Annotated in this window: 24 protein-coding genes; 16 read left to right on the top strand and 8 right to left on the bottom strand. The window is 71.0% G+C overall.

Going from position 1 to position 25,116, the window contains the following annotated elements; genetic code table 11:
• Positions 1 to 71 precede the first annotated feature (71 nt).
• On the top strand, positions 72 to 1,067 hold the full coding sequence (locus tag Q8X39_RS03950; protein ID WP_305748343.1) for a DUF481 domain-containing protein: 996 nt from the start codon (positions 72 to 74) through the stop codon (positions 1,065 to 1,067).
• Here Q8X39_RS03950 and Q8X39_RS03945 read toward each other — a convergent pair.
• Entirely contained in the window at positions 1,064 to 2,128 is a 1,065-nt protein-coding gene (locus tag Q8X39_RS03945; protein ID WP_305748342.1) for a patatin-like phospholipase family protein, read from the bottom strand. The two genes, Q8X39_RS03950 and Q8X39_RS03945, sit on opposite strands and share 4 nt — an antisense overlap.
• A gap of 239 nt (positions 2,129 to 2,367) precedes the next feature.
• Positions 2,368 to 4,362, bottom strand: coding sequence for a RecQ family ATP-dependent DNA helicase (locus Q8X39_RS03940; RefSeq protein ID WP_305748341.1), 1,995 nt, complete (start codon positions 4,360 to 4,362; stop codon positions 2,368 to 2,370).
• A 173-nt stretch (positions 4,363 to 4,535) separates the two neighbouring features.
• On the opposite strand from Q8X39_RS03940, the gene Q8X39_RS03935 reads away from it, so the two are divergent.
• The 7 genes from Q8X39_RS03935 (at position 4,536) to Q8X39_RS03905 (ending at position 10,380) form a co-directional block, all read left to right on the top strand.
• Complete coding sequence (locus tag Q8X39_RS03935) at positions 4,536 to 5,135, top strand: single-stranded DNA-binding protein (RefSeq protein WP_305748340.1); 600 nt, start codon at positions 4,536 to 4,538, stop codon at positions 5,133 to 5,135.
• A 258-nt stretch (positions 5,136 to 5,393) separates the two neighbouring features.
• Positions 5,394 to 6,038, top strand: coding sequence for a CsgG/HfaB family protein (locus Q8X39_RS03930; protein WP_407067968.1), 645 nt, complete (start codon positions 5,394 to 5,396; stop codon positions 6,036 to 6,038).
• 14 nt (positions 6,039 to 6,052) lie between these two features.
• A complete protein-coding gene (locus Q8X39_RS03925; protein ID WP_305748338.1) occupies positions 6,053 to 6,415 on the top strand; it encodes a DUF4810 domain-containing protein in 363 nt (120 codons plus the stop codon).
• Entirely contained in the window at positions 6,412 to 7,083 is a 672-nt protein-coding gene (locus Q8X39_RS03920) for a DUF799 domain-containing protein (RefSeq protein ID WP_305748337.1), read from the top strand. The genes Q8X39_RS03925 and Q8X39_RS03920 overlap by 4 nt, the downstream gene beginning before the upstream one ends.
• Before the next feature lie 151 nt (positions 7,084 to 7,234).
• Positions 7,235 to 7,987: a GNAT family N-acetyltransferase gene (locus Q8X39_RS03915; RefSeq protein ID WP_305748336.1), complete on the top strand. Its 753-nt coding sequence runs from the start codon at positions 7,235 to 7,237 to the stop codon at positions 7,985 to 7,987.
• A 235-nt stretch (positions 7,988 to 8,222) separates the two neighbouring features.
• Entirely contained in the window at positions 8,223 to 9,224 is a 1,002-nt protein-coding gene (locus Q8X39_RS03910; protein WP_305748335.1) for a DUF2726 domain-containing protein, read from the top strand.
• A 106-nt stretch (positions 9,225 to 9,330) separates the two neighbouring features.
• Complete coding sequence (locus tag Q8X39_RS03905) at positions 9,331 to 10,380, top strand: serine/threonine protein kinase (RefSeq protein WP_305748763.1); 1,050 nt, start codon at positions 9,331 to 9,333, stop codon at positions 10,378 to 10,380.
• Between the two features lie 130 nt (positions 10,381 to 10,510).
• Here Q8X39_RS03905 and htpG read toward each other — a convergent pair whose 3' ends face one another.
• A complete protein-coding gene (htpG, locus tag Q8X39_RS03900; RefSeq protein ID WP_305748334.1) occupies positions 10,511 to 12,412 on the bottom strand; it encodes a molecular chaperone HtpG in 1,902 nt (633 codons plus the stop codon).
• A 264-nt stretch (positions 12,413 to 12,676) separates the two neighbouring features.
• Between htpG and pilB the strand changes: the two genes are divergently transcribed.
• From pilB to Q8X39_RS03870, 6 genes are all read left to right on the top strand, one after another.
• A complete protein-coding gene (gene pilB / locus Q8X39_RS03895; RefSeq protein WP_305748333.1) occupies positions 12,677 to 14,401 on the top strand; it encodes a type IV-A pilus assembly ATPase PilB in 1,725 nt (574 codons plus the stop codon).
• A gap of 76 nt (positions 14,402 to 14,477) precedes the next feature.
• A complete protein-coding gene (locus Q8X39_RS03890) occupies positions 14,478 to 15,701 on the top strand; it encodes a type II secretion system F family protein (RefSeq protein ID WP_305748332.1) in 1,224 nt (407 codons plus the stop codon).
• 24 nt (positions 15,702 to 15,725) lie between these two features.
• Complete coding sequence (locus Q8X39_RS03885; RefSeq protein WP_305748331.1) at positions 15,726 to 16,664, top strand: prepilin peptidase; 939 nt, start codon at positions 15,726 to 15,728, stop codon at positions 16,662 to 16,664.
• A complete protein-coding gene (gene coaE / locus Q8X39_RS03880) occupies positions 16,649 to 17,272 on the top strand; it encodes a dephospho-CoA kinase (RefSeq protein ID WP_305748330.1) in 624 nt (207 codons plus the stop codon). The genes Q8X39_RS03885 and coaE overlap by 16 nt, the downstream gene beginning before the upstream one ends.
• A gap of 186 nt (positions 17,273 to 17,458) precedes the next feature.
• Positions 17,459 to 18,214, top strand: coding sequence for a cell division protein ZapD (zapD, locus tag Q8X39_RS03875; RefSeq protein WP_305748329.1), 756 nt, complete (start codon positions 17,459 to 17,461; stop codon positions 18,212 to 18,214).
• A 37-nt stretch (positions 18,215 to 18,251) separates the two neighbouring features.
• Positions 18,252 to 18,464 carry a DNA gyrase inhibitor YacG gene (locus tag Q8X39_RS03870; RefSeq protein ID WP_305748328.1) on the top strand — a complete coding sequence of 71 codons (213 nt, stop codon included), beginning with the start codon at positions 18,252 to 18,254 and terminating at the stop codon, positions 18,462 to 18,464.
• 46 nt (positions 18,465 to 18,510) lie between these two features.
• On the opposite strand, the gene Q8X39_RS03865 is transcribed toward Q8X39_RS03870, so the two are convergent.
• The 5 genes from Q8X39_RS03865 to argB all read right to left on the bottom strand — a co-directional run bounded on the left by Q8X39_RS03865 (position 18,511) and on the right by argB (position 22,486).
• Positions 18,511 to 19,029 carry an NUDIX domain-containing protein gene (locus Q8X39_RS03865; protein WP_407067962.1) on the bottom strand — a complete coding sequence of 173 codons (519 nt, stop codon included), beginning with the start codon at positions 19,027 to 19,029 and terminating at the stop codon, positions 18,511 to 18,513.
• Between the two features lie 5 nt (positions 19,030 to 19,034).
• On the bottom strand, positions 19,035 to 19,958 hold the full coding sequence (locus Q8X39_RS03860; RefSeq protein WP_305748326.1) for an ATP-binding protein: 924 nt from the start codon (positions 19,956 to 19,958) through the stop codon (positions 19,035 to 19,037).
• A 43-nt stretch (positions 19,959 to 20,001) separates the two neighbouring features.
• Positions 20,002 to 20,607, bottom strand: coding sequence for a nucleoid occlusion factor SlmA (slmA, locus tag Q8X39_RS03855; protein ID WP_305748762.1), 606 nt, complete (start codon positions 20,605 to 20,607; stop codon positions 20,002 to 20,004).
• A 146-nt stretch (positions 20,608 to 20,753) separates the two neighbouring features.
• Positions 20,754 to 21,569, bottom strand: coding sequence for a pyrimidine 5'-nucleotidase (locus tag Q8X39_RS03850; protein ID WP_407067961.1), 816 nt, complete (start codon positions 21,567 to 21,569; stop codon positions 20,754 to 20,756).
• Positions 21,566 to 22,486, bottom strand: coding sequence for an acetylglutamate kinase (argB, locus tag Q8X39_RS03845; RefSeq protein WP_305748325.1), 921 nt, complete (start codon positions 22,484 to 22,486; stop codon positions 21,566 to 21,568). Before argB ends, Q8X39_RS03850 begins: the two co-directional genes overlap by 4 nt.
• Before the next feature lie 160 nt (positions 22,487 to 22,646).
• Here argB and Q8X39_RS03840 point away from each other — a divergent pair, with 160 nt between their 5' ends.
• Together Q8X39_RS03840 and Q8X39_RS03835 are read left to right on the top strand one after the other, a co-directional pair.
• Complete coding sequence (locus tag Q8X39_RS03840; protein WP_305748324.1) at positions 22,647 to 22,955, top strand: copper-binding protein; 309 nt, start codon at positions 22,647 to 22,649, stop codon at positions 22,953 to 22,955.
• Between the two features lie 96 nt (positions 22,956 to 23,051).
• Complete coding sequence (locus Q8X39_RS03835; RefSeq protein ID WP_305748323.1) at positions 23,052 to 25,115, top strand: hypothetical protein; 2,064 nt, start codon at positions 23,052 to 23,054, stop codon at positions 25,113 to 25,115.
• Position 25,116 lies beyond the last annotated feature (1 nt).

The following is a 25,116-nucleotide window of genomic DNA, read 5'->3' as shown; positions in this document are numbered from 1 at the left end:
CGGTGAGAATCCGGGCCCGATCCACCGGGTGACGTCATCGCGGCGTCGCCCGCCGCTGTTCTCCTGCACCCATGCACGACCTGTCCCTGCGGCACGTTCCGCACCTTCCGCACCTGGCGGCCCGCTGTGCCGCCGCCGCCGCCGTCGCCTTCGCCTTCGCCTGCGTTGCCTCCCTGCCGGCCGCCGCCCAGAGCGTGCCAGCGATCGAGCAGGTCCTGCCACCCGAGCCGGTCGTCGCCTCACCGCCGCCCGCCGTGGTCGCGCCGGTTCCCGCGCCAGCGCCGGCTGCGCCGAGGGCGCCGGTCGTGCGGACCTCCGGTCAGCCGGCCCGCACCGTCGACGGCCTGACCATCGTCGACCTGTCCGGACCGGCGCCCGAGGAGCGCCATCCCGAGGTGCTGCCCGAGGCACCGGACGTGCGCGTCGATGCCGCCTTCACCTTCTCGAACACGAGCGGCGCGTCGACCACCCGGCGCTATGCCGGCGACGGCGAGGTCGAGTACCGCTACACCCGCACCGAGATCGCCGGTGCGCTGCGCTTCAACCGCGAGTACGTGCGCGTGGCCGGGGGCGGTTCCAGCGTCAACAGCGACGAGTACGACACCAACGTCGCCTGGCGCACCTGGCTGTCCGACAACCCGTTCTACGGCTTCATCTCGCCGCGCTCGCGCTACAACCGGTACGGCTTCTTCCGCTCGTCGCAGTCGCTGCGGGTCGGCGTCGGCCGACGCTGGGAACCGCAGGCCGGCCAGTCCTTCACGCTCGAGGCCGGACCGGGCGTGCGCTGGGCCACCCAGCAGGACGGCAACAGCGTCACCGAGGGCCTGTACACCGTCTCCGGCAAGGTCGACATGGCCGTGTCGGACAACCTCGGCTTCAAGTTCAGCCTGGTCGACGAGCGGTCCACGCGCGAGAACTACCGCACCCTGGCCACCAGCCTGCGCAGCCGGCTGACCGAGCGGGTCTGGCTCAAGCTCGAATACACCTACCGCCGCGCCTTCCCCTTCGATTCGGCGCCGAGCAACGCCGAATCCAGCATCGACGCCGGCCTGAACTACAGGTTCTAGCGGCCCCCAGGGCCGGGCTGCGCCCGGGGCGCGAGCCACGTCTGCCCGATGTCGACCGTGCCCTGCTGGCCGACCGCATCGCCGTGTTCGGCCAGCCAGCGCGTCGCGGCCGCGCGGCCCAGCCCGAACAGCGTCTCCAGCAGGCGGATGTCGGTGTTGAGCTTGCTCGACGCATCAAAAGGCGCCAGGCCTTCCTCGTCGGCGACGCGGTGCAGGCGCAGGTCCTTGTAGTCGTCGGCCGACACACGCTGCTCGCGCACCAGCTTCTGCACGAAGGCAATGGCGCGCATCTCGGCCACCAGGCTGGCGTTGAAGGTGATCTCATTCATGCGGTCGGCGATCTCGGCGGCGCGGGTCGGCACGCCGGGGCGCACCAGCGGGTTGATCTGGACCAGCAGCACGTCGACCGCCTCGGTGCCGTAGATCAGCGGCCAGATCGCGGGGTTGCCCGAGTAGCCGCCATCCCAGTAGGCCTCGCCGTCGATCTCGACAGCCTGGGACATCTGCGGCAGGCAGGCCGAGGCCAGCAGCGCCTCGATCGACAGCGTGCCGTCGTTGAACACGCGCGGCTGGCCGGTGCTGACCGCCGTGGCCGTCACCTGCACCTTGAGCGGGCCGCCGCGCAGCAGCGCGACGTCGACGTGGCGCTGCAGGATGTCGCGCAGCGGGTTGAGGTTCAGCGGGTTGAACTGGTAGGGCGACAGGCTCTTCCACCACGATTCCCAGAGACCGTAGAGCGGCCAGGCATCGCGGTTGAAGAGCCAGGCGGGGAAGGTGGGCAAGGCGGACAAGGGCGACGGGGTCCGGCCGACGCTGGCACCCAGGCACTCGGGCACGCCGGCGACGTCCAGCCAGAAGGCCCGCAGCGCCTCGCGTCCGCCCTGCGCGCCACCGCGCGCGACGCCGCAGGCCAGCACGGCCGCGTTCATCGCGCCAGCGCTGGTGCCGGAGACGCCGTCGAGCGTGTAGCGGTCGGCCTCCAGCAGCGCGTCCAGCACGCCCCAGGTGAAGGCGCCGTGCGAGCCGCCGCCCTGCAGCGCCAGGTCCAGGCGGGGCCGCATGGCGGCCGGGGTGGCCGGGGTGGGGGTGGGGGCGGGGGCGGGGGCAGCCTTGCGCCGGGGTGATCGGCGGGCGGGCGACGGGGTGGCATCAGCGGTCATGGCGGGATCGGGGCTTCGGATGCGATCGATCTTGCCAGTCCGGGTTGACCCGAATCCGACGCCGTCGCCTGGATCCGACGCCGCGTCCGTGACGGGCCACCGCCGGATGGGTCCGACCGGCGGCCAGCCCGCGCCGCCGTTCAGCGCGTGCCCAGCACCCGCAGGATCTCGCTGCCGTAGGCATCGAGCTTCTTCGCGCCCACGCCGCCGATCTCGGCCAGCTCGGACAGGCTGGCCGGCAGGCGGTGCGCCATCTCGGCCAGCGTGGCGTCGTTGAAGACGATGTAGGCCGGCAGGTTGTGCTCGCGCGCGACCTCGGAGCGCCAGGCCCGCAGCGCGTCGTAGCGCGCCTGGCCATCGGCATCGAGCGCGATCGGCGGCGGCTTCGGACCGGCCGCCTTGCCGCTGCGGGTGACGCGACCGCGCCGTCCAGCCGGCGCCTCGGTCGGCGTCTTGAGCATCAGCGTGACCTCGCCCTTGAGCACCGCCCGGGCCTCGTCGGTCATCGCCAGCGTGTTGAACTCGCCCTCGGCCACCACCAGCCCCAGCGCGACCAGCTGGCGCAGCACCGCGCGCCACTGCGACTCGCTCAGCTCGGCGCCGATGCCGAAGGTGCTGAGCGTGTCGTGGCCGTACTGCGTGACCTTGTCGGTGACCTTGCCGCGCAGCACGTCGATCAGTTGGCCGGCACCGAAGCTGCGCGCGCCGAACTTCTGCTGGCCGTGCTGCTGGAAGCGGTAGATGCAGCTGAGCAGCTTGCGCGCGGCCTCGGTCGCATCCCAGACCTGCGGCGGGTTCAGGCAGTTGTCGCAGTTCCCGCACCGGGCCCCCACGGTCGGCCCTGCGGGCTCTCCCTGCCCCCCGAGGGGGCCACGCCCGCCTTGGGGCGGCCCGGCGGCGGGCGGGGTGTCGTCGAATGAAGGCTCGCGGTACTGCTCGCCGAAATAGGACAGCAGCCGCACCCGCCGGCAGTCGTGCGTCTCGGCCAGCGCCAGCAACGCATCGAGCTTGCCGCGCTGGACGCGCTTGAACTCCTCGGCGGCCGGGCTCTCGTCGATCATGCGGCGCTGGTTGACGACGTCGGCCAGGCCATAGGCCATCCAGGCATCGGCCGGCGCGCCGTCGCGGCCGGCGCGGCCGGTTTCCTGGTAGTAGCCCTCGATGTTCTTGGGCAGGTCGAGGTGGGCGACGAAGCGCACGTCGGGCTTGTCGATGCCCATGCCGAAGGCGATCGTGGCGACCATCACCAGCCCGTCCTCGCGCAGGAAGCGGTCCTGGTGGCGGCGCCGCACGTCGGCGTCCAGCCCGGCGTGGTACGGCAGGGCGGCGACGTCCTGCGAGACCAGCCAGGCCGCCGTCTCCTCGACCTTCTTGCGGCTGCCGCAGTAGACGATGCCGGCCTCGCCCTCATGCTCGTCGCGGATGAAGCGCAGCAGCTGGTCGCGCGGCTTGTCCTTCTCGACCAGCGTATAGCGGATGTTGGGGCGGTCGAAGCTGCTGATGAACAGCCGGGCGTCCTCCAGCCGCAGCCGCTCGACGATGTCGGCGCGCGTGTGGTCGTCGGCGGTGGCGGTCAGCGCGATGCGCGGCACGTCCGGGAACTGCTCGTGCAGCACCGACAGCTGCAGGTAGTCCTCGCGGAAGTCGTGGCCCCACTGGCTCACGCAATGGGCCTCGTCGATGGCGAACAGGCCGAGCTGGCCGCGCTCGTGCAGCGACGCCAGCATGCCCTGGAGGCGCGGCGTCATCAGCCGCTCGGGCGCGACGTAGAGCATCGTCAGCCGGCCGGCGATGACCTCGCGTTCGACCGCCTGCGCGGCCGCCAGGTCCAGCGTCGAGTTCAGGAAGGCGGCATGCACGCCGACCTCCTCGAGCGCGCCGACCTGGTCGTGCATCAGCGCGATCAACGGGCTGACCACCACCGTGATGCCCTTGCCCTGGCGCTGCCGCACGATGGCCGGCACCTGGTAGCACAGGCTCTTGCCGCCGCCGGTCGGCATCAGGACCAGCGCATCGCCGCCGTCGATCACGTGCTCGACGATCGCCGCCTGCTGGCCGCGGAAGGCGCCGTAGCCGAACACGTCGGACAGCACCTGCAAGGCGGGGCTGGCGGCACGGGTGTCGGTGGGCGTCATGGCGGCTGGAACGTCGGAAAGCGGGCGATGGTAGCGGCGCGCTTCCAGGCGCCGATCCCTCTCAAGCGGGATCGCCCCGGCGGGGTCGGCTGGCACAATCTGCGGCTTCGCGACGGCCGTCGCGAAACCATCCAAGACACGATCACCTCTCTTCAGGACACAGGAGCGCGCCCATGGCCTCGGTCAACAAAGTCATCCTCATCGGCAACCTCGGACGCGACCCGGAAGTCCGCTACACGCCCAACGGCGCGGCGGTCTGCAACGTCTCCGTGGCGACCACCCGGAACTGGAAAAGCAAGGACGGCGACCGCCAGGAAGAGACCGAGTGGCACCGCGTCGTCTTCTACGACCGCCTGGCCGAGATCGCCGGCGAGTACCTGCGCAAGGGCCGCCCGGTCTACGTCGAAGGCCGCCTGAAGACCCGCAAGTGGCAGGACAAGGAAGGCAAGGACGTCTACACCACCGAAATCATCGCCGACCAGATGCAGCTGCTTGGCGGCCGTGAAGGCGGCGGCGGCGGCGGTGGCATGGGTGGCGGCATGGACGAGCACGACATGGGCGCCGACATGGGCGGCGGCGGCGGCGGCATGAGCGCCCGCAGCGGTGGTGGTGGTGGTGGCGGTGGCGGTGCCAGCAGCTACCGCCGCGAGCCCTCCGGCGGCGACCGCCCGGCCGCCCGCCCCCCGGCCCCGCGCGCTCCGGCCCCCGCGCCGTCGCAGGGACAGAAGTCGCCCACCGGCTTCGACGACATGGACGACGACATCCCGTTCTGACCCGGCCATTCGCCCGGCCCGACCCCGCAAGGCCCGCCACGCCCACGTGACGGGCCTTGTCGTTTCTGGCGGGCAAGAACCCATCCGTGCGCATCCCGCAGGGCCATTCCGCCGATGGGGGGAGTGGCAAGGTCACGGCTCGACACGAACATCACCGACCTCGCCGCATCGGCACCTGACCGGCCGGCGATTCCCGCATCAACAAGGATCCAGACCATGAACCGCAAGTCCTTTCTCCGTACCGCGCCCGCGCTGGGCATGGGCCTGACGCTCGCCCTGCTGGCGGGCTGTGCCACCGAAAGCTCGCGCAGCGTCGCGATCCAGCAGGTTGAAGGTGCCAGCCGGCCGTATGCCGGCGCACGGGCACCGATCGCGGTCGGCAAGTTCGACAACCGTTCCAGCTATGGCAGGGGCATGTTCTCCGACGGTGTCGACCGCCTCGGCGGCCAGGCCAAGACGGTGCTGATCACCCACCTGCAACAGACCAACCGCTTCAGCGTGCTGGACCGCGACAACCTGCAGGAATCCCGCCAGGAAGCGGCCTTCAAGGGCACCGCCCAGGCGATCCGGGGCGCCGACTACGTCGTCACCGGCGACGTCACCGAGTTCGGTCGCAAGGAGGTCGGCGACAAGCAGCTGTTCGGCCTGCTCGGTCGCGGCAAGGAACAGGTCGCCTACGCCAAGGTGAGCCTCAACGTGGTCAACATCACGACCTCCGAGGTGGTCTATTCGGCCCAGGGCGCGGGCGAGTACAGCCTGTCCAACCGCGAGATCCTCGGCACCGGCGGCACGGCCGGCTACGACGCCACGCTCAACGGCAAGGTGCTGGACCTGGCGATCCGCGAGGCGGTCAACCGCCTGACCGCCGGCATCGACTCGGGCGCCTGGCAGCCCGTGCGCTGAATCCGGTGGACGCCATGCACACCCCACGCCATGTCCCCGCCATCGCCTTGCTGGTCCTGCTGACCGGCTGCGCCCAGGCACCCAAGCCACTCTACGACTGGGGCAGCTACCCGTCCCAGGTCTACGTCTACCTCAAGGGCGACGGCAGCGGGCCGTCGACCCAGGCCGGCGAGCTGGAGGCCGACGCCCGCAAGATCGAGTCGAACGGTGGCAAGTTGCCGCCCGGCTTCAGGGCCCACCTGGGCATGCTCTACCAGACGCTGGGTCAGGACGACCTGGCTCGCCAGCAGCTGCAGGCCGAGAAGGAATGGTTCCCCGAAGGCGCGCACTTCGTCGAATTCCTGCTGGCCAAGGGCCGCACCGGAGGTGCGAAATGAACCCGCGTCGTCCCGTTCGCTGCGCCCGCCTGGCCCTGGTCCTGGGCACTGCCGCCCTCCTGGGCGCCTGTGCCGCGCCAAAGCCGTATGACTACAGCGCCTACAAGTCGGCCCGGCCGAAGTCCATCCTGGTGCTGCCGCCGCTGAACGACACCTCGGACGTCAACGCGACCGCCAGCGTGCTGGCCCAGACCACCCGGCCGCTGGCCGAATCGGGCTACTACGTGATCCCGGTGACGTTGATGGCCGAAGCTTTCCGGCAGAACGGCCTGTCGACGGCCGGTGACATCCACCAGGTCGAGCCCGCCAAGCTGCGCGAGGTTTTCGGAGCCGATGCGGCGCTGTACATCCGCGTGACGAAGTACGGCGCGACCTACACCCTGCTGGACAGCGCGGCCGTGGTCAGTGCCGAGGCCCGGCTGGTCGACCTGCAGACCGGCGCGGTGCTGTGGAACGGCGCAGCCAGCGCGTCCAGCGCCGAGCAGAACCAGCGCCAGAACGGCGGCCTGCTGGTCGCGCTGGTCACGGCGGTGGTCAAGCAGATCGTCAACGAGGTGACCGACGCCAGCCACCCGGTCGCAGGCATCGCCAGCCAGCGCCTGCTGGGCGCCGGCCGGCCGAACGGGCTGCTCTACGGACCACGCTCGCCGAAGTACGGCAGCGACTGAGTCCGGAAGCGACAGCGCGGCGGCCCGAACCGCAGGCGGGGCGTGCGGGGCGTGGCCGCGTGCATTCCTGGCGTGCCAAGTTCCCGCCGCCGGTCGGGACTTGGCCTGACGCTCGCTCGGCGATCTAGGGTAAACACCTAGAATCGCGCCCATGCAGTCCCTCCGATCGCTCCTGTCCCGCCGTGCGACGCCGGCCGATGCCGCGCCCACCCAGCCGGTTCGCCGCCGTCGCCTGTGGCGCTTCGTGCCGATCCGCCGGCTGACCGAGCGGCATCGGCCCGGCATCCTCAAGCACCTGCTGGCGCTGGACGAGCGGGACCGCTACCTGCGATTCGGCTACCCGGCCAGCGACGACCGCATCGCCGCCTTCGTGAAGGCGCTGGACTTCCAGCGCGACGAGCTGTTCGGCATCTTCAACCGCCGGCTGCAGCTGGTGGCGACGTCGCAGCTCGCCCGCCTGGAGCCGACCGCGATCGGCTGGGACGTCCCGGCCGATGACGAGACGCCACCCAAGCCCGAGCCGATGATCGAGTTCGCGGTCTCGGTCAGCCGCCATGCGCGCGGTCGCGGCTACGGCGAGCGCCTGTTCTCGCACGCTGCAAGGCATGCCCGCAACCAGGGCGTGCACCGCATGATGATCCACGCGCTGAGCGAGAACACCGCGATGCTGTGGATCGCCCGCAAGGCTGGCGCCAAGGTCCAGCGCGAGGGCGGCGAGGCCGAGGCCTGGCTGGAGCTGCCGCCGCACAGCATGGCCTCGCAGGTCGAGGAGCTGATCGCCGATCGCGTCTCGGCCGTCAACTACCGCGTCAAGGAACAGGCTCGCCAGATCGGCTGGGCGCTGACGCTGGTGATGGAGGTGCGGCGACTCTATGCGCGCCGCCGCGTGATCGCGAGTCAGTGATCGCGAGTCCGAGAGCGCGGGCCCGTGAACGCCAACCTCTGAGCGCGGCACCGGTCGGCGCGACCGGGCACCCGCCCTACCCCCCCCGGTTCATGCGTCGGATTCGCCAAAGATTCGCGGCTGATTCGCGTGCGTTGCAGGTTCAAGGTGCACCCGGTCCTGGGATGGAGGCGCCGGAGGCCGGCCCCTAACATCGGGTTTCACGCCAGCCCTTCGCCAGCCCACCTCCGTCGCCATGCACCCGAACGTCTGGATCTCCGTCGCCATCGCCCTCACGGCCGTCACCCTGCTGGCGCTGGCCGGACTGCTGCTGTGGCGCCGGCCGGGCAGCGCCAGCGCGCCGCGCTCCTCGCGCCAGCAGGACCTGCCGACCGATTGGCCGCTGGTCCAGCGGCCGATCTTCTCGACCGAGGAACGCGCGCTGTTCCGCCAGCTGCGCACCGCCCTGCCACACCACACGGTGCTGGCCAAGGTGCCGCTGGTGCGCTTCAGCCAGCCGCAGAACCGCGACGAGCTGGCCTACTGGTTCAAGCTGCTCGGCCCCATCCACGTCAGCTTCGTGGTCTGCGCCGAGAACGGCCGGGTGCTGGCGGCGCTGGATGTCGAACGGCCTGACCGCCCGGCGCCCAAGCGCCACGCGATCATCAAGCAGGCCGTGCTGGAGGCCTGCCGGGTCCGCTACGTCAAGTGCATGACCGACCACCTGCCCAGCGCCGCCGAGCTGCAGATGCTGGTGCCCAACCCGGCCGAGGCCAGCCGCCCGCTGGTCCCGCGCCACGTCAGCGACAACCGCACGACCCCGCGCACGACGCTGGCGCACACGCTGCGCGCCGGCAACGGCGCGGCCGGTTCGGGCGGCTCGCAGTGGTACGAGTCGGGCTTCTCGGGCGATTCCTTCTTCGCGCCGGAAAGCCAGCGCGACCCGCTCGCCGACGACGCGCCGGGCAGCTGGTTCGGCAGCGGCTCGGGCACCGCCAGCGGCCTGGTCGGCGCGGCGGCCAGCGGCCGCGAGAGCCTGCCAGCCGGCAAGCCATCAACGGGCGCCGGCGGCACCTGGGCAGGCCAGGGTGGCACATCGGCGGGAGCTTCGGCCGGTGCGGTGGCCGCGACCGGCGCGTCATCGGGCGCCAAGGGTCCCGGCGGCGCGCCCCGCACCAGCAGCGGTGGACGCATCCGCCGCAGCGAGGACTTCGGTGCCGTCGGCGACACCGCCGGCCACATCATCGGTCGGCCCTGAGCCGCGCCAGACCCGTCCCGCCCGACGACACCTGGCGGCGCTGGCCTACGATGCCGGCATGCATCCCGACACCGATGGCCCGAGCGGCTCGCCCGCTCACCCGGACATGGCCCCCAACCTGCCCTATGCCGGCCTGACGCCCGACGTGGTCCTGGACGCGCTCGACGCGGCCGGCCTGCGCGGCGACGGTCGCATCCTGCAGCTCAATTCCTACGAGAACCGGGTCTTCCAGATCCACCTGGAGGACGGCCGCATCGTGGTGGCCAAGTTCTACCGGGCCGGCCGGTGGCGCGACGAACAGATCCTCGAGGAGCATGTCTTCGCGCAGGAACTGGCCGAGGCCGAGGTGCCGGCGGTGGCGCCGCTGGTGCTGGTCGCCCCGAGCGCCGAGATGACCACGCTCAGCCCCGCGACGCTGCTGGGCACGCCGGCGACGCTGGCGCAGTGGTCGGCCAAGCCGGATGCGACGCCCTGGCGCTATGCCGTGGCGCCGCGCTGTGGCGGGCGTTCGCCGGAGCTGGAAGACCCGGCGGTGCTGGCGTGGATCGGCCGCTTCCTGGCCCGCCTGCATCAGGTCGGCGAGCGCCGGCCGTTCGCGCACCGGCTCGGCTTCGACGGCACGGCACGGGTGCGCGCGGCGGTCGCCAGCCTGGTCGACAGCCCGTGGATCCCGATGGGCGCGTTCGAGCCCTGGCAGCGCACCGCCCTGCAGGCGCTCGACACGGTCGACGCGCGCCTGGCCGGCCTGCCCGACCTGACGCTGCTGCGCGTGCACGGCGACTGCCATGTCGGCAACCTGCTGTGGACGCCGGCCGGCCCGCACTTCGTCGACCTGGACGATGCCGTCAACGGCCCGGCGGTGCAGGACCTGTGGATGCTGCTGGGCGGCAGCCGCCAGGAGATGCAGGCCCAGCTGGGGGCGCTGCTGGACGGCTACGAGACGCTGCGCGAGTTCGACCGCCGCGAGCTGGTGCTGGTCGAGCCGCTGCGCACGCTGCGGCTGATCCTGCACAGCCACTGGATCGCGCGGCGCTGGGACGACCCGGCCTTCCCGATCGCCTTCCCGAACTTCGACAGCCCGTCCTACTGGGCCCAGCAGACCACCCAGCTGCAGGAGCAGCTGGAGGCCATGGCCGAGCCCGCACTGGTGGCCTGACGCCCGAACGTCACCCCGCGCCGCAGGACTTCATCCAGCGGCGCGGGTGGATCCGGCTGCGCCGGTCCACTCAGCGCGCCCCCCTGGGGGGGAGCGGAGTGAGCCGCTCCGGGGGGGGGGGGGAGGGGGGTTACAGGATCAGCGTCTGGATGCGCCGCACATGGGCGGCCGGGTCTTCCAGATGGCCGCCCTCGGCCAGCAGCGCGTTGTCGAACAGCACCTGCGCGAGGTCGTCGAAGCGGGCCTCACCCTCGGGGATGGCGGCCAGCTTCTGCACCAGCGCGTGCCCGGCGTTGACCTCCAGCACCGGCTGGCTGGCCGGCGCGCTCTGGCCGGCCTGCTTGAGCAGGCGGGCCAGGTGGCCGCTCATGTCCCCTTCCTCGACGACCAGGCAGGCCGGCGAGTCGACCAGACGGGTGGTCACGCGCACATCCTTGGCGCGACCTTCCAGGGCCTTGCGGATGCGATCGAGCGTCGGCTTGAAGGTCTCGGCGGCGGCCTCGGCCTGCTTCTTCTCGTCCTCGTCCTGCAGCTTGCCGAGGTCGACCGAACCCTTGGCCACGCTCTGCAGCTCATGGCCGTCGAACTCGTGCAGGTGGCTGAGCATCCACTCGTCGACCCGATCGGTCAGCAGCAGCACCTCGATGCCCTTCTTCTTGAAGATCTCCAGCTGCGGGCTGTTCTTCGCGGCGGCCAGGGTGTCGGCGGTGATGTAGTAGATCGTCTCCTGGCCTTCCTTCATGCGCGCGACGTAGTCGGCGAAGGACACGCCCTCGTCGGCATGGGTCGACGAGAAGCGCAGCAGCCGGGCCAGCCGCTCCTGGTTGGCATGGTCCTCGCCGATGCCTTCCTTGAGCACCGAGCCGAACGCCTTCCAGAAGGCCGCGTACTTGGCCTTGTCGTCGGCGGCGGTCTGCTCGTCGCTGCTGTCGGCCAGGCTTTCGAGCATCGACAGCACGCGCTTGGTCGAGCCCTCGCGGATCGCCTTGACGTCGCGGCTTTCCTGCAGCAACTCGCGGCTGACGTTCAACGGCAGGTCGGCCGAGTCGATCACGCCCTTGACGAAGCGCAGGTAGACCGGCATCAGCGCCTCGGCGTCGTCCATGATGAAGACGCGCTTGACGTAGAGCTTGACGCCGCCGCGCTTGTCGCGGTTCCACAGGTCGAACGGCGCCTTGGCCGGGATGTAGAGCAGCTGGGTGTACTCGCTGCGGCCCTCGACGCGGTTGTGCGTGTAGGCCAGCGGCGGCGTGGTGTCGTAGGTCAGCTGCTCGTAGAAGGCCTTGTACTCGGCGTCGGTGACGTCGCTCTTGCTGCGCGACCACAGCGCGGCAGCCTTGTTGACGGTCTCCCACTCGTCCTTCTGGACGTGCTTGCCGGCCTCGCTGTCCCACTCTTCCTTGCGCATCAGGATCGGCAGCGAGATGTGGTCGGAATACTTGCCGACGATGCTCTTGAGCCGCCACAGGCTGAGGAACTCGTCCTCGCCCTCGCGCAGGTGCAGGATGACGTCGGTGCCGCGACGCTCGCGGTGCAGGGTCTCGACCTCGAAGTCGCCGGTGCCTTCGCTGCTCCAGCGCACGCCCTCGTCCGGCGCGACGCCGGCGCGGCGGCTCTCGACGGTGATGCGGTCGGCCACGATGTAGCCCGAGTAGAAGCCCACGCCGAACTGGCCGATCAGGTTGGCGTCCTTGGCCTGCTCGCCTTCGAGCTTGCTCATGAACTCCCGGGTGCCGCTCTTGGCGATGGTGCCCAGGTGGTCGATCGCCTCCTGGGCGGTCAGGCCGATGCCGTTGTCGCTGATGACGATGCGGCGCGCGTCCTTGTCGTAGGAGATGCGCACCTCGAGGTTGGGCGCGTCCTCGTACAGCGCAGCGTTGTCCAGGGCCTCGAAGCGCAGCTTGTCGCAGGCGTCGGAAGCGTTGGAGACCAGCTCGCGCAGGAAGATCTCCTTGTTGGAATACAGCGAATGTGTGACCAGGTGCAGCAGCTGCTTGACCTCGGCCTGGAACGACAGCGTCTTCTTGTCCATGGTGCCTCTACTCGGGTGCGGGGGACGGATACAGGTGGTGCGACGGACGGCGGCGAAGGGCCCGCCGTGACGCCCGAGCGCTGAGACTTTGGGCGGGCGCCACATTTTCAAGAGCCTGGACGGAGCCGGGACAGGCCCAAGCGGATTTACAGTCCGGGGCTGATCACGGATCATCGTTTCCAAGCCCACCCTGGCGACAGGGTCGCACCGGGCGATACGGTCCTCTTCCCGCCCTTGCAACGCGTCCGAACCGACGTCCCATCCGTGGCTGCCGAAACCCTGTCCGAAGCCCCGCAAAGCTCCCTCTCGGGGGTTGCGCGCATCCTGGTCAACTCCGGCAAGCTCAATGCCCGGACCGCCGAGGACATCGCCAAGCTCGCCCGCGACCAGCGCCGCAGCTTCGTCGCCGCGGCCGTCGGTGCCAACGCGATGTCGTCCTACGACCTGGCCCACACGCTGTCGCATGCGCTGGCGGTGCCGCTGGTGGACCTGGACGCGGTCGACGTGCAGAAGCTGCCGCAGAACCTGGTCGACGCCCGCACGCTGTCGCAGTACCAGGTGCTGGTGCTGGGCAAGCGCGGCAACCGGCTGTTCATCGGCGGGGCCGACCCGACCGACCAGGAGGCCGTCGACCGCATCAAGTTCGCGACCCAGCTGACGCCGGAATGGGTGCTGGTCGAGTACGACAAGCTGCTCAAGATCGTCGACTCCAAGAGCACCTCCGCGACCGAGGCGCTCGAGAACATCGTCTCGGGCGACTTCGAGTTCGACGTCGAGGAGCAGGACCCGAACGCCAAGCCCGACGAGGACGTCGTCGCCGACGTGGAGGACGCGCCGGTCGTGCGCTTCCTGCAGAAGATGCTGATCGACGCGATCAACATGCGCGCGTCCGACCTGCACTTCGAGCCCTACGAGCAGACCTACCGGGTGCGCTTCCGCATCGACGGCGAGCTGCGCGAGATCACGCAGCCGCCGGTGGCGATCAAGGACAAGCTGGCCTCGCGCATCAAGGTCATCAGCCGCCTGGACATCGCCGAGAAGCGGGTGCCGCAGGACGGCCGCATGAAGCTGAAGTTCGGCAACCGCGCGATCGACTTCCGCATCAGCACGCTGCCCACGCTGTTCGGCGAGAAGATCGTGATCCGCATCCTGGACCCGTCCTCGGCCAAGCTCGGCGTGGACGCACTGGGCTACGAACGCGACGAGAAGGACCGGCTGATGTCGGCCATCCGCCGGCCCTACGGGATGATCCTCGTCACCGGTCCGACCGGCTCGGGCAAGACGGTGTCGCTCTACACCTGCCTGAACATCCTGAACCAGCCGGGCGTGAACATCTCGACGGTCGAGGACCCGGCCGAAATCAACCTGCCGGGCATCAACCAGGTCAACGTCAACGACAAGGCCGGGATGAACTTCGCCACCGCGCTGAAGGCCTTCCTGCGACAGGACCCGGACATCATCATGGTCGGCGAGATCCGCGACCTGGAGACCGCCGACATCGCGATCAAGGCTGCGCAGACGGGCCACCTGGTGCTGTCCACGCTGCACACCAACGACGCGCCGACCACGCTGACGCGGCTGCTCAACATGGGCGTGCCGCCGTTCAACATCGCCTCCAGCATCATCCTGATCTCGGCCCAGCGCCTGGCGCGCCGGCTGTGCGAGAACTGCAAGGCCCCGGCCGAATACCCGCGCGAGGCGCTGCTGCGCGCCGGCTTCAAGCCCGAGGACGTCGACGGCAGCTGGAAGCCGTACAAGGCGGTCGGCTGCTCGGCCTGCAGCAACGGCTACCGCGGCCGCGTCGGCATCTACCAGGTCATGCCGATCACCGAGCCGATCCAGCGGGTGATCCTGGGCGAGGGCACCGCCCTCGACATCGCCGAACAGGCCGCACGGGAGGGCGTGCGCGACCTGCGGCAATCCGGTCTCGTCAAGGTGCGGCACGGCCACACCACGCTCGAGGAAGTGATCTCGGTGACCAACCAGTGAGGCCCCGGCCCGCTGACACCGAACCGCCGCCCGCCCCCCCGACGACGACCCGCACGCACAGGCTCACGGAGTAACGATGGCCACAGCCGCCGCAACAGGCAAGAAGATCAAGGACTTCGTCTACGAGTGGGAGGGCCGCGACCGCAACGGCAAGGCCGTGCGGGGCGAGATGCGCGCCGGCGGCGAAGCCATGGTCAGCGCCAGCCTGCGGCGCCAGGGCATCCTGGTCACCAAGGTGAGGAAGCGCCGCATCTCCAGCGGCAAGTCGATCAAGGGCAAGGACATCGCCGTCTTCACCCGCCAGCTGGCCACCATGCTCAAGGCCGGCGTGCCGCTGCTGCAGGCCTTCGACATCGTCTCGCGCGGCAGCTCCAACCCGCGGCTGACGCGCATGCTGACCGACATCCGCAGCGACGTGGAGACCGGCACCAGCCTGTCGGGCGCCTTCCGCAAGCACCCGCTGCAGTTCGACGCGCTGTACTGCAACCTGGTCGAGGCCGGCGAGCAGGCCGGCATCCTGGAGACCCTGCTGGACCGCCTGGCGACCTACCAGGAAAAGACGATCGAGCTGCAGAACAAGATCCGCTCGGCCATGATCTACCCGATCGCCGTGCTGGTCGTGGCCTTCGTGGTGATCGCGGTGATCATGATCTTCGTGATCCCCTCGTTCAAGGACATCTTCAAGTCCTTCGGCGCCGACCTGCCGGCGCCCACGCTCGCGGTGATCGCGATGTCCGAGTTCTTCGTCGACTACTGGTTCGCGATCTTCGGCGGCATCGGCGGGACGATCTACATGACGGTGCAGAGCTGGCGCCGCTCCGAGAAGTTCCAGATGGCGGTCGACCGCGCCATGCTCAAGGTGCCGATCTTCGGCCCGCTGGTGCACAAGGCGGCGGTGGCGCGCTGGTCGCGCACGCTGTCGACCATGTTCGCGGCCGGCGTGCCGCTGGTCGAGGCGCTCGACTCGGTCGGCGGCGCGGCCGGCAACGCGGTCTTCGCCGTAGCCACCGAAGACATCCAGCGCGACGTCGCCACCGGCGCGGCACTGACTACCGCGATGCAGGCCACCCAGGTGTTCCCGAACATGGTGCTGCAGATGAGCTCGATCGGCGAGGAATCCGGCTCGCTCGACCAGATGCTCAGCAAGGTCGCCGACTTCTACGAGCAGGAGGTCGACGAGGCGGTCAAGGGCCTGTCCACGCTGATGGAGCCCATCATCATCGTCGTGCTGGGCACGGTCATCGGCGGCATCGTGGTGTCGATGTACCTGCCGATCTTCAAGCTCGGCCAGGTGGTCTGACGGCGGACCGCTAACCTCCCCGGCATGAACCTTCCCCCGCTCGAACTCTGGCTCTCGGTGCCGGTGCTGGCCGTGATCGGCCTGTGCATCGGCAGCTTCCTCAACGTCGTCGTGCACCGGCTGCCGCCGATCATGGAGCGGCTCTGGCTGGCCGACGTGCAGGCGCTGCTGCAGGACCGCGCGACGCTGCAGCGCACGCTCGGCCCCCAGGTCGACGAGGCCGCGCTGGCCCGCTACGGCCAGACCGGCGAGGCGCTTGGCAGCGCGCTGGAAGCCCTGCCGCCGCTGGCGCTGTCGCGGCCGCGCTCGCGTTGCCCGGCCTGCGGCACGACGCTGCGCTGGTTCCACAACATCCCGGTGGTCAGCTGGCTGCTGCTGCGGGCCCGCTGCGCCGCCTGCGGCGCGCCGATCTCCGCACGCTACCCGCTGGTCGAGGCCGGCACGGCGCTCGCCTTCGGCCTGATCGCCTGGACCTTCGGCCCCACGCCGCTGACGGCGGTCTACTGCGTGGCCGCCGCGCTGCTGATCGCGATGGCGCTGATCGACCTGGACACCACCCTGCTACCCGACAGCCTGACCTATGCGCTGCTGGGCTGGGGCCTGCTGTCGGCCTGGCTGGGCTGGACCCCCGTCGGCCTGGCCGATGCGGCGCTGGGCGTGCTGTGGGGCTATGGCGCGCTGTGGGGCATCACGACGCTGTACGCGGCACTGCGCGGCGTGCGCGGCATGGCCGAGGGCGACTTCAAGCTGATGGCCGCGCTCGGCGCGCTGCTGGGCGTGGCGCAGCTGCTGCCGATCATCCTGCTGGCCTCGGCGGTCGGCGCGGCGGTCGGGGTCTTCCTGATCCTGGCGCGCAACCACCGCCGCGAGGTGCCGATCCCCTTCGGCCCCTACCTGGCCGGCGGAGGCTTCGCATCGATGTTCTTCGGCGCCCAGCTGCTGCGCTGGTGGCTGCCGCACTGATCCCGGATCGCCCGCTGCGCATCGGCCTGACCGGTGGCATCGGCAGCGGCAAGAGCACCGTCGCGGCGATGCTGGCCGCGCACGGCGCGTGGGTGATCGACACCGACGCGCTGGCCCGCGAACTGACCGCACCCCGCGGCGCCGCGCTGGCACCGATCGCCGAGCGCTTCGGCGCCGACATGGTCGGCCCCGACGGTGCGCTGGACCGGGCCCGCATGCGCGCACGCGTCTTCGCCGATCCAGCCGCCAAGGCCGCGCTGGAGGCCATCCTGCACCCGATGATCCGGCAGCTGACCCAGGCCCGCGCCGCAGCCGGCCCGCCCGATGCGGTGCGGGTCTTCGACGTGCCGCTGCTGGTCGAGTCCGGCCGCTGGCGCGAACAGGTCCACCGCATTCTGGTGGTCGACTGCCGCGTCGAGACCCAGGTCGAGCGCGTGATGCGGCGCAACGGCTGGCCCGAGTCCCAGGTCCGCGCGGTGATCGCCGCCCAGGCCAGCCGCGAGGCCCGCCGGGCGGTTGCCGACGCGGTCATCCTCAACGACGGCATCGGCCTGGAGGCGCTGCAGGCCGAGGTCGACGCGGTCTGGTCGCGCTGGGTCAGCGACTGAGCCTCCAAGGTCGCGAAAAACGGTGCTCGATCCGGAAACTTCGTAGAAGCCAAGCACGGGAGACCCCGCATCGGCACGAGGAACTTCCCTGATCGCCCCGATTCAGGTCGAAGCCCTGTGGAACAATTCCCACAGCTGCGAGGAATGTCCGCGCAGCCTCCTCCGATGCCCGGAAGCCGCCGCACCTTGTCCACCTTCGAATACCCGTTCAACGAGAGCGTGCGCACCTGGCTGCGCCTGGAACACCTGCTGGCGAGGCTGTCGGAACTGGTGTCGCGCCCCGGCGTGATCGACCACCACTACGCGCTGGCGACGCTGTTCGAGGTGATGGACGTGACCTCGCGCGCCGACCTCAAGCTCGAGCTGCTGCAGGACCTCGAACGCCAGCGCCAGACGCTGGCCGGCTACCGCGGCAACCCGGCGATCTCCGAGTCGGCACTGGACCGCGCGATCCGCCGCATCGACCTGGCGCACCAGCGCCTGGGCCAGACCAGCGGCAAGGCCGGCCAGGCGCTGACCGCCAACGACTTCCTGATGAGCGTGCGCAGCCGCATCGGCATCCCCGGCGGCACCTGCGCCTTCGACCTGCCGGCCTACGCGGCCTGGCAGTCCGAATCGGCCGAGACCCGGCGCGGCGACCTGATGCGCTGGCTCTCGACACTGGAGCCGCTGGCCCAGGCCTGCACCGTCGCGCTGGACCTGCTGCGGGAGTCCGGCCTGCGCCAGACCCAGCTGGCCCGAGGCGGCCATCTGCAGCAGAGCCTGCCGGCCGGCCGCAACTTCCAGCTCGCCCGCGTCCACGTGCCCGACGAGCTGGGCATGGTCCCGGAACTCAGCGGCAACCGCCTGATGCTGGTGGTGCGGCTGATGCGCGCCGACTCGGACTGCCGCCTGCGCCCGGTGGTCGAGGACGTCGCCATCGAGGTCTCGCTCTGCGCCTGAGCGGCGCCTTGCGGGTCGAGAATCCTGGCCTGACACCATGACCACGCCCAAGCCCGCCCCGAACCCGCCCGCCGCCAGCGGCCCGACCGTGCCCTGCCCGACCTGCCGGCGCCCGACCGTCTTCCGCCGCGACAACCCCTTCAGGCCCTTCTGCGGCGAACGCTGCAAGCAGATCGACATGGGTGCCTGGGCAGCGGAGGACTACCGCGTGGAAGCACCTCCGCCCAAGGCGGAAGACGTCCCTGACTGATGGGGCACCCGGCTGCGGCTTGCCGCAGCCACCCGCCGAGCGGGTGTCAGCCGGCTTGGGGCGGCCCGGCGCTCGGCTGAAGATGGGTCGCGCCGGCATGGGCGCGTTCCTCGGCCAGCCACTGCAGCACCGGGATCGTGCCGGGCAGGACCGGCATGACCTCGACCGGCAGTTCCTGCCAGGCCATGGTCTGGGCCTCGCGCATCTGGAACTCGCCGGTCCAGTCGAAGACCTTGCAGAAGTGCAGCCGGACCCGCGCGTGCGGGTAGTCGACCTCGATCTCGCGCCACGCATGGGCCGCGCCGATGTCGATGCCGATCTCCTCGTGCAACTCGCGCCGCAAGGCCTGCTCGACGCTCTCGCCGGCTTCGAGCTTGCCGCCCGGGAACTCCCAGTAGCCGGCGTAGACCTTGCCCTCGGGCCGCGAGGTCAGCAGGAAGCGGCCCTCGTGGCCATCGGCATCGCGCTCGATCAGCACGCCGACGGCGACGTGGACCGGCGCGCGTTCGGGCAGGCCCTCGGCACCGGGCGCGACCAGCGATGCGGTGGTCTTCGTGTCCACCATCGCGCTCAGGCCTGCGGGTTGCCGCGCACGTAGTCGGCGATCGGCGCGTGGATCGGCGTCGCGCCGTCGCGTTCGCGGCCGGCATGGTCACGGGCGAACTGGAAGGCCACCCGGCCCGAACGCGAGCCGCGCTCCAGCGCCCAGACCAGGGCATCGTGCTTCGCGGCCTCGATGCCGGCCTCGTCCAGACCGAAATGGCGCAGCCACTGCGCCACGATCGCGAGGTATTCGCGCTGGCTGAAGGGGTAGAAGCTGATCCACAGGCCGAAGCGCTCCGACAGCGAGACCTTCTCCTCGACCGCCTCGCCGGGATGCAGCTCGCCGTCGTCGGTGTAGGTCGCGTCGAGGTTGTCCTTCATGCGCTCGGGCAGCAGGTGGCGGCGGTTGCTGGTGGCGTAGATCAGCACGTTGTCGCTGGCCTGGGCGACGGTGCCGTCGAGGATGGACTTGAGCGCCTTGTAGCCCGGCTCGCCCTCGTCGAAGCTGAGGTCGTCGCAGTAGATGATGAAGCGCTCGCTGCGTTCGGCCACCAGGTCGACCAGGTCGGGCAGGTCGGTCAGGTCGGCCTTGTCGACCTCGATCAGGCGCAGGCCCTGTGCGGCGAACTCGTTCAGGCAGGCCTTGATCAGCGAGCTCTTGCCGGTGCCGCGCGCGCCGGTCAGCAGCACGTTGTTGGCCGGCCGGCCCTGCACGAACTGCTCGGTGTTGCGGCGCAGCCGGTCCTTCTGGGTGTCGACTTCCTGCAGCGCGTCGAGCCGCATCGTGCCGACATGCCGGACCGGCTCGATGACGCCGCTGGCGCCGCGCTTGCGGTAGCGGAAGGCGATCGAGGCCGACCAGTCGGGGGCCCGCGCCGGGGCGGGCAAGATGGCTTCGAGGCGGCCGAGCAGGGCTTCGGCGCGGGCGATCAGTTGGGTGACGTCGGTCATGGTGGCCGGCAGTTTACGCAGCCGGCCTGCCGCGTCGGCGGCCTCAGGGAACCAGCAGGTGCAGGGCGGCGTCGAGGTGCTCGGTCGGGCTGCGCTTGAAGCCCGAGCGGGTGTAGCGCTGCAGCCGGCCGAGCACGAAGGCGACCAGTGCCGAGGCTTGCGCGGTGGCGTCCACCGTCGGCGTCAGCGAGCCGCGCGCATCGGCCAGCGCACGCAGGCTGGTGCGCAGCATCGACTCGATGCGGTCGAAGAACTGGTTCATGCGCGCGAGCAGGCGCTCATGCTCGTAGACCAGCGCGTCGCCCACCATCACGCGGGTCATGCCGGGGTTTTTCTCGGCGAACTGCAGCAGCATCGTCAGGCTGCGCGCGACCTGCAGGCGCGGGTCGCTCTCGCGTTCCTGGACCTGGTTGAGCAGCGTGAACATGCTCTGCTCGATGAACTCGATCAGGCCCTCGAACATCTGCGCCTTGCTGGCGAAGTGGCGGTAGAGCGCGGCCTCGCTGACCTCGAGCCGGGCCGCCAGCGAGGCGGTCGTGATGCGCTCGGCGCCGGGCTGTTCCAGCATGCCGGCCAGCGTCTGCAGGATCTGGATGCGGCGCTCGCCGGGCTTGGGCCGCTTGCGGGCCGGTGCAGCCTCGGCAGTCATGGCATCGGACGTCACGGCCTCGATCGGTGCGGCCCTGCCGGGATCGGCCTCGTCGTCGGCCAGCAGCGTCGGGTGGGCCGCGCCGCCGGCGTCGCCGATCGGATCCGCCATCGCTTGCAAGGGCCAGTGAGCGCGCAGGTGCAGGGTCATCGGGGGATCGGTCTCGGTCGTTGGGAAGGCCGCTGCCGGATCCGGAGCAGGTCCGGCAGGGCGCGGATTCTGTCACACACGAATGCGGGCTTGCGGCGCAGTTCCAGACCTGCTTCGGGCCCGTGCGCGCTGCCGCGCGAGAGCAGCCAGCGCTGCATCCAGACCGTGTGCAGGCCGACCGCACGGGCCGACTTCTGGTGCGCCAGCGTGTCCTCGACCAGCACGCAGCGCGACGGTCGCACGCGCAGCTTCGTGCACAGCGCGCGGAACATGCGCGCATCGGGCTTGGGCCGCCAGTGGCCGAACATGCGCATCTGCTCGATGGCCACGATGCCGTGGAACAGGCGGCGCATGCCCAGCGCATCCAGCACCCGCTCGGCATAGGCGCGCGGCGCATTGGTCAGGATCAGCCGCCGACCCGGCAGGCGGGCCAGCGCCGCCAGGTCGTGCGGATGCGCGCGCAGGCGCTGTTCCAGGCCGGGCAGACGGTGGGTGTCGTGCAGGAAATGCGGCGCCCGCACGCCGTGGTGGCGGATCAGGCCCAGCATCGTCGCGCCGTAGCGGGCCCAGTAGTGGCCGCGCAGGCGATCGGCCTCGGCGCGGTCGACCGCCAGCTCGCGCTCGATGTAGTCGGTCATCGCGACGTTGATGCCGCGGAAGGCCGACACGCCGGCGTCGTGCAGCGTGTCGTCGAGGTCGAACAGCCAGACCGGCGCCGAGCCGTCCCGCCCGCGCGTGGCGGACGTTCCGCCGAACGCCACGCGCGGGCGGGCGTGGCGCGGATCGGGACGGGCCCGGCGCGCGGGGATCACCGGGCCCGGATCATCGTGCCGAAGGCCTGGTCGGTCAGGATCTCCAGCAGCAGCACGTGCGGCACGCGGCCGTCCACGATGTGGACCGCGTTGACGCCGCTCCTGGCCGCGTCGAGCGCCCCGGCGATCTTGGGCAGCATGCCGCCGCTGATGGTGCCGTCGGCGAACAGCTCGTCGATGCGGCGCGCGGTCAGGTCGGTCAGCAGCTCGCCGGACTTGTCCAGCACGCCCTTGATGTTGGTGAGCATCACCAGCTTCTCGGCCTTGAGCACCTCGGCCAGCTTGCTGGCGACCAGGTCGGCGTTGATGTTGTAGCTCTCGTTGTGCTCGCCGAAGCCGATCGGGCTGATGACCGGGATGAAGGCGTCGTCCTGCAGCGCCTTGACCACGCTCGGGTCGATCGACTCGATCTCGCCGACCTGGCCGACGTCGTGTTCCTTGCTCGGGTCGTCGCGGTCGGCCAGGCGCATCTTGCGGGCCCGGATCATGGCGCCGTCTCGGCCGGTCAGGCCGACCGCCTTGCCGCCGGCGGCGTTGATCAGGCCGACGATGTCCTGCTGGACCTCGCCGCCGAGCACCCACTCGACCACCTCCATGGTCTCCTCGTCGGTCACGCGCATGCCCTGGATGAAGGTGCCCTTCTTGCCCAGGCGGTTGAGCGCCTCGTCGATCTGCGGGCCGCCGCCGTGCACCACGATCGGGTTCATGCCGACCAGCTTGAGCAGCACGATGTCCTCGGCGAAGTCGGCCTGCAGCGCCGGGTCGGTCATGGCGTTGCCGCCGTACTTGATGACCAGCGTCTTGCCGTGGAACTTGCGGATGTAGGGCAGCGCCTGGGCCAGGATCTCGGCCTTGTCGCGCGAGGGCACGTGGCCGAGGTCGACCGAGGCAGGCGGGGTGGCGGCGGGGTTCGTCATGGCAGGCTCCGGATGCGGCAGGGAGCGCCGGGCTGGCCGGCGCGAACGACGCGGATTCTAGGGACAGCCCCCGCGACCGGACATGCGTCACGTGCGGCTCGGCACGGTCGTGGTTCAATCCCTTGACCCTCCCGCGCCACCCACCTGACGGAGTCCGACCATGCACGTTTCCGAAGTCCTGAGCCGCCCCCTGGCGGCCCTTGCGCTGCTGGTCGTCGGCACGCTCGTGGGCGGCGCAGCGCTGGCCCAGGAGCACGTCGGCGAGGTCATGCGGGTCGACAAGGGCCAGGCCAAGGTGACGATCAAGCACGGCCCGCTCGCCGACCTGAACCTGCCGGCGATGGCGATGGCCTACCGGGTGCGCGATCCGCAGTGGCTGGACCAGCTCAAGGCCGGCGACCGGGTCCGTTTCGACGCCGAGAAGGTCTCCGGCCTCTACACCGTCACGCGGCTGACGCTGGTGCGCTGAGCCGGTCACGGGCAACGAGCGCGGACGCACGGCACACGCTGTACTGCACACGCTGTACATCTGGCCTTCATCTTCCATCGGCACAGTCGCGCGACCTTGCCGAAGCCTCCCCCACACCCCATCCGTTGCCTCGGTGCCAGCCTGCTGCTGGCGCTGACCGCTCCCGACAGCGGCGCCCAGACGCCGGCCGACGCGCCGCCCGCGGTGCGCGAGAAGCCGCGGGAGTTCCTCGACACCCTGAGCGACACCGCCCTGGTGGCCGACCGCGACGCGATCTACCGCCGCAACGGCCAGCGCCGCGAGGTCGACCTCGGACCCGGCCTGAGCGCCGCGCTGGACGTGGTGCAGCCGTCCTTCCTGGACAACCCGCGCGGCACGCCCGGCCAGGCCGGCGGGGACGGCCGCTACATCCAGCTGCTGAGCCGCCAGCCGTCCTACGGCTTCGACCTGTCCTATGAACGCCCGCCCACCGGCCGCACGACGCGGGTCGGCGCGCAGGTCCGGCTCGGTCCCGCGCATGAGCTCTACCTCTGGCAGCGCGACCGCAGCATCGAGGTCTCGGACCTGCCGCAGACGCCGCTGACGGAACTGCGCCGGCGTGACCGCGAACTCGGCTGGCGCTGGCGTTCGGACGATGCACCGGCGCTGCCCGCGACGGACGGTGCCCCGGCCGATGCGCCGGCGCCGCCCGGCTGGCGCTGGGTCAGCGAACTGGGCCTGCACGCGGCCCGCCTCGCGCCCGAACCCGACACCCGCTACGCGCCCGCCGCGCAAGGCTCGATGGCCTTCTGGCGTGGCCGCTTCGAGCCGGTCGACGGCAGCGGCCTGAGCCTGATGGCGCGGGTCGGCCAGCCGATCGGCCAGCAGGACCCGGCCGTGGCACCGGAACGCTCGGCCCGCGCCTTCGAGATCGGCGCGGACTGGCGCTGGACCACGCCCGACGGCCTGCTGCCGGCCGGCAGCCGGGCGTCCTGGCGGCTGGCGCCCCGCCTGGGCCTGGCCGGCGACGAGGAGGCGATGACCCTGCCGGCGGCCTACCAGCAGCGCATCGGCCTGGAACTGCCCGACGGCAGCGGCCGCGGCTCGGTCTGGACCCAGGTGCGGCGCCACAGCCTGGCCGATCCGGCCGACACGCTGGGCGTGCTGGGCTGGCGACGCAGCTGGACGCCGGCCCCGCGCTGGGGCCTGGACACCCAGCTCGAACAGGCCGTGCCGCTGGCCGGCAGCACGCCGGTGCGGGCGACCCAGGCCGGCTTCCGGCTGTCGACCAGCCGCTTCCCGCTGGCCTCGTTCTCGACCGCCCTCAGCGCGGTCAACTCCAGCACCACCGACAGCGCCTTCCACGAGTCGCGCCTGACCCGCCGCCTGGCCGACGACTGGCTCAGTTCGCTGCGCGTGACGATCGAGCGCAGCCAACCGCATGGCTCGCCGTCGCAGGGCACGACCGACTACAAGGGCGCCTTCTCGCTGGGCTGGCGCGAGCCGCAGGTGCGCGCGCTGCACCTGCTCACGCGCATGACCTGGGCCGGCCGCGAGGTCGATGCGGCCGCCGAGAACGCCGCCGCTGGCCAGGCCGACCGGCGCGCGCGCATCTGGCTCGGACACGCGTCCTACATCCTGGATGCGCAGCAAAGCGCCATGCTGCGGGTCTCGCGCCGGCTCGACCGCGACGAGCTGCGCACCGACGCCGCCAGCGGCTCGCCCCTGCTGCGCCGCACCGACATCTGGATCGCCCGCTGGACCTGGGAGCAAAGCCGCGTGGGCGACCGCCGCTGGAGCCTGAGCACCCATGTCGCCGGCCGCGACGACGCGATCGAGGGCAAGGCCACCGGCTACGGTGCCGAGATCGGCTACCGCATGAGCAGCCGCGCCGCGCTGGCCATCGGCTACAACCCGCGCGGCTGGTCGGACAACGAGATCACCGTCGAGGAACGCCCGCGCCGCGGCGTCTCGCTGCGGCTGCGCTTCGCGATCGAGGGCGCGCTGGCCCGCTGGCTCGATGCCGGCCGGGACGACGCCGCCAGCGGCCAGGCACCGTTGCGGCCGTCGACCGGCCTGGGGGCCGATCCGCGCGGCCGCAGCCTGGTCTGGAACGGCGACGGCGGCTGGCCTGCGCTGGCGCGCCAGCTGGACACGCCGGACGCCTCGCCGATGCCGTGAC

Source organism: Leptothrix discophora (assembly GCF_030705305.1).
Classification (GTDB): domain Bacteria; phylum Pseudomonadota; class Gammaproteobacteria; order Burkholderiales; family Burkholderiaceae_C; genus Sphaerotilus; species Sphaerotilus discophorus.
Note: the sequence above shows the minus strand (reverse complement) of the source record. Positions and strands in the feature narration are given on the sequence as shown.